The 4,374-nt window shown below is 34.8% G+C and carries 4 protein-coding genes and 2 pseudogenes; 5 read left to right on the plus strand and 1 reads right to left on the minus strand.

Going from position 1 to position 4,374, the window contains the following annotated elements; translation table 11 throughout:
* The first annotated feature begins 131 nt into the window (after nt 1-131).
* From DW965_RS22735 to DW965_RS22740, 5 genes and pseudogenes are all read left to right on the plus strand, one after another.
* Nucleotides 132-344 carry a transposase gene (locus tag DW965_RS22735; RefSeq protein WP_119188555.1) on the plus strand — a complete coding sequence of 71 codons (213 nt, stop codon included), beginning with the start codon at nt 132-134 and terminating at the stop codon, nt 342-344.
* 114 nt (nt 345-458) lie between these two features.
* Nucleotides 459-971 carry an ImmA/IrrE family metallo-endopeptidase gene (locus DW965_RS18210; protein WP_117760945.1) on the plus strand — a complete coding sequence of 171 codons (513 nt, stop codon included), beginning with the start codon at nt 459-461 and terminating at the stop codon, nt 969-971.
* Nucleotides 965-2,425, plus strand: a complete 1,461-nt coding sequence (locus tag DW965_RS18215) for a hypothetical protein (protein ID WP_117760947.1) — start codon at nt 965-967, stop codon at nt 2,423-2,425. The genes DW965_RS18210 and DW965_RS18215 overlap by 7 nt, the downstream gene beginning before the upstream one ends.
* Entirely contained in the window at nt 2,406-2,933 is a 528-nt protein-coding gene (locus DW965_RS18220) for a Pycsar system effector family protein (RefSeq protein WP_117760949.1), read from the plus strand. The genes DW965_RS18215 and DW965_RS18220 overlap by 20 nt, the downstream gene beginning before the upstream one ends.
* Nucleotides 2,934-3,118: 185 nt before the next feature.
* A pseudogene (locus tag DW965_RS22740) lies at nt 3,119-3,331 on the plus strand (restriction endonuclease); the annotation flags it as partial.
* Nucleotides 3,332-3,889: 558 nt separating this feature from the next.
* On the opposite strand, the pseudogene DW965_RS18225 reads toward DW965_RS22740, so the two are convergent.
* Nucleotides 3,890-4,374, minus strand: a pseudogene (locus DW965_RS18225) (zinc ribbon domain-containing protein); the annotation flags it as partial.

Raw genomic sequence — 4,374 nt, forward strand, 5'->3', positions numbered from 1 at the left:
GCGAGACTGCGAAAACGAACTGTCAAAACTAAAATAGAGTAAAACGCTTGCATCTATCATTTTGGTGCAAGCGTAATTCATGAGTAACGTAGCAATATTTTGCGCTTACTTTATAGGTATTCAGATCATATCTGGATAAAGCAGGAATTCACTATGCTTATCTACCACCGTACAGTCCAGACCTGAACCCAATAGAGAAAATGTGGTCAAAAATGAAAGCGATTCTTAGAAAACAAAAAGTACGTGTCGCTTCTGAGCTGCCTGAAGCTGTAAAAAAAGCTCTGGAAATGATAAGGCATACGGATTGTGAGGGGTGGTTCCATGCGTGTGGATATATGCACTAATTTATGGAAATGCTATAGTCGTAAAAAAATTATATATAAGAATAAGTGGTATTGAATATATAAAAGAAACTGTGTTATAATATATTGACATTATAGAGGAAAGGAAAAGTGACAATGGATAATTCTACTAGAAGAATGATTAATTCATTAGCGGAAGATGTATTGAGTGCGTACAATATATCTGTACCAATTGGAAATATTGATGAAATTGTTGAAAAGCTAGGTGGTACTATCCAGAAGGAAGCTTTTTTTTCTGATGGTGCCGTTGAGAAAGAAGGAAATGGATTTAAAATTATTGTATCTCCTTTTCAAGATGAAAAAAGAGAACGTTTTACAATAGCACATGAATTAGGCCATCTTTTTCTTCACATGGGTTATCGAACCAATAATGAATTGTGGGAAAAACAGGAGAATAATATTTATCATCGAATTGGAAATTCAGAAAAGGAATATCAAGCAAATGAGTTTGCGGCAGCTTTTTTAATGCCGGCGACAGAATATCTTGCTGTATTAAACAAAGTGGCAGAGGGAAATATGGTTGATACATCTAAAATAGCAGAATATTTTAACGTATCGATAGAAGCGGCAGCGAATAGAGGAAAATTTTTGGGGTATTTAAGATGGTAGATCAAACTCAGAGATTAAGCAGATATAGAGAATTAATACAGGAACTGAATGAAACGAAAAAAATGGAAATAGCTCGACGAACAGTTGAGCTATTCTTTTCGTTTGATATCGTAAATTCATCGTTGTATAAAACAATCAACTACACAGGATGGTATAATGTGATTATTTCTTTATTTAAAGAAATACAAGCAAGCGTAATGAAACTTATGCCAGGTGCAGAGATGTGGAGAGTTTTAGGGGATGAAATAGTTTTCATAATCCCGATAAAAGAAAACAAGGATTTTTTCGTATATACAGATAAAATATTTGAGATCCTTAATATTTTTGTACTTAAGTTAAAAAATGGTCAATTTTTTGATGAATTGGAAATCGATAATGATAAGAAGCTTTTAATGAAAATGCAAAATGTTATTTCGCTAAAAGCAGCTGCATGGATTGCAATTGTGGGTGAAAATGTACAACAAATAGAACGATATGATAATTTGCTGGAAAGATACAAATTAAGAGAAGGGTATGGGCTTATTGAATTTCTGGGAAATGACATTGATGCTGGATTCAGAATAAAAAAAGAGACTGAAAATAGAAGAATGGTTATAAGTTTTGAACTTGCGTACATCTTAGCAAAGGATACAGACTATTTGAAAAATATACATATCATTACATACAAAACTTTGAGAGGAATTTGGCAGAATAGATTATATCCTATTATTTGGTATCACGATCCCAAATATGCTGAAAACATACAGTTTGAGGACAGTTTTTTTTATGATGAGACAGAAGAAAATGAATTAACAAAAGAGTATTTTTCTAACAGAGAAAATTCAGTATTAAAAAAAGAGATGTATTATAATGTTTATAATGCATTAAATAAAATTTTGTCTGATCAGAATTTGATACATAAATTTGTAAAAATGGATAAAATTATAGAAGATTCACCGACAACACAAACGGCAAAAGGAAATTTGTTAGAACCCAAATTTTTCTTGAGACTTCATTGTGTGGCGGTATGCTATGATAAATCTACGAAGAAAATATTAATAATGAAACGATCAAGTAAAAGAGAAAAATACCCAGATAAGTGGGAATTTGGGTGTGCAAAAGCGGTTTTAGAAAGATCCTTAAATGAACAGATTGAGCAGGAATATTATAATGATTTCGGGGTTAAGATAAAAGTTGTTTGTGATGAAGAAAGAGAAGATAAGCAGCCGATACCGTTGGCATTGTATGAAGTGGAAAGTGAACAAGGAAAAGATAAGGGAGTCATTTCATTAGCTGAAGTAGTCGAAACGTATAAGAAAAGCGATTTTAAAGAAAATGAAAAACATTCCGAAGTGCGCTGGATTTCGAGAGAAGAAGTTGATACCTTTAAGGAAGACACTGTTAAAGATTTTAAAAACACATTAAAGCTGGCATTTGCAAAAATGGAGGAGATGTATGGAAATACAGATGAATGATAATTCTATAGTAGAGATGTTGGAAACAATATTTTCGAATGTTAATAGTTGGTTAAATTTTGCAGAAGCAAAAAACGCTGCATTGATGGCGTTTAATATAGCAATGTTAGCAGTAACATGGGGGAGTACAGAGAATGCTGGTAAGAACATATTATTTTATGGTGTGAATCTTGCAATAGTAATATCAACAATCATAGCTTTAAAATCGTTTAAGCCTGATAAGGGAAAATGTAAAGAAGAAACAGGCGTTATAAAAGAAAATGATAATTTGCTTTTTTATGAAGACATTGCAAAGTATTCGAAAGAAAGTTATTTAATAGCTCTATACAAAAAGTATCAAGATACAGTGAAAACGGAAGATGAGCTTTTAAAAAGAGAAATAGATTATGCGGATGAAATAACATACAATGCTAAAATTATTGTTCAAAAATATAAGTGTTTTAAGAATGCATGGTATGTGGATTTTATAGGATTGGTGGGAATTGCTGTATTAATTCTGGCAGCCTAAAATGTGTAAAATTTCAATGGATAGTTTTTCATCGTTTACTTAAAAACAGGCTGAGCAATAGACGAATGTAAAACAAAGGAGTTGATATTGTGCCGTCATTAGCTTCATTTCAATTAACACCGCCTCAGGATGCGAGAGAGTTTGAACAATTGATGAGGGATTACTGTAATTGCATATATCCAGGAATGGCATGCTTATTTGCACGACCTGGGCAGAAACAGTATGGCGTTGATGTTGTTAGTACAGGCTCCAATGGGGTGGTGGCAATTCAGTGTAAGAATTATCAAGATATGTCTGTTTCAATTTCGATGATAGATCAGTGGATTCAGGGCGCAGAGGAGTTTAAACCGGAGATTTCTCATTTCATAATTGCGATTGGCGCTAAGACGGATGGAGAGATTCAAAAGTATGTGCTCGAAAAAAATCAATATCGGCAAAGCCATAATTTGTTTTCTGTTGAAGTAGTCTACTGGGAGGAGATCAGTGCATTTTTGAAGTCTGATGCACGAATACTGCAACGTTATTATCCGTTTATCAATACGGATGGAATCCAAGATCAATTTGATATTGCTTATAGCAGTTTAGACATAATTCGGCATGATTTTGTAGAGTTGATATTGAGGTATAAAATTCTGGATTTTTTGTTGGAAGATCCTTTTGTAGGTATAAAAACAGAATATCTTATATTGTCAGACAAATTTGATATAGCTTTAAAAGATCTGCTTCAGCGGACTGTGTTTTTGCAAGAAACTGAATTATATCAGAAAATAATCGCATTCTGTGGAAAATGGAATAAATATAATGGCTATATAGGGCTTAAAGTACAACCGAGCAATAATGGGCAATATGTCAGAATGAATCAAGTGCTGATGGAGGATTATGAAGAAATAGAAACATCGGTGTACAAGGGGTACAAACAAGATAAAATAGAAATGAGGGGCGATAGAGCGGAAATGTCAGATTTTCCACTCTATCTGAATACGGTCGCTGGTGGCCTTGATCGTAGAGATCAAACCATCGGCGGCTTTTCTTTTGTCGTCAAAATCTATGCTGTCCCAGTTGTCGAGATAATAGGATAACTTCTTTATCTGCTGGGGAGATATGGTTTCAACGCTCAATTCGGCGATTGCCTTTGAAATGGTCTGGCGTCGGGTGTCCAGTTCTTCAATTTTTTTGTTGGCGTAGGCAAGCAAGGTCGCATTGGCTCCGGTCAGCATATCCAGCAGCTTTTCAATTTCTGCCTCCACCTGTGCCAGCTCCACTTGATAGGCGGTCAGCTTCGGATTGACTTTTTCCTCCCTGCCGTGGAGTATCTGAAAGTCCTTGAACTTCTCCTGCATGGCCGAGAAAATGAATTGCTCAAATTCTTCTTTGCGGATTTTCCCGCAGCCCGGACAGCCTTTGTTTTCCGTCCGTTTGGTACAGCGGAAATATCCGGTGC

The sequence above is a fragment of the Blautia sp. AM47-4 genome (genome assembly GCF_003479865.1).
GTDB classification, from domain to species: domain Bacteria; phylum Bacillota; class Clostridia; order Lachnospirales; family Lachnospiraceae; genus Fusicatenibacter; species Fusicatenibacter saccharivorans.

Excerpts from the sequence above, each read along its gene's own strand:
- DW965_RS18215 (WP_117760947.1), top strand. The coding sequence starts at position 965 with ATGGTAGATCAAACTCAGAGATTAAGCAGATATAGAGAATTAATACAG.
- DW965_RS18210 (WP_117760945.1), top strand. The coding sequence starts at position 459 with ATGGATAATTCTACTAGAAGAATGATTAATTCATTAGCGGAAGATGTA.
- DW965_RS18220 (WP_117760949.1), top strand. The coding sequence starts at position 2,406 with ATGGAAATACAGATGAATGATAATTCTATAGTAGAGATGTTGGAAACA.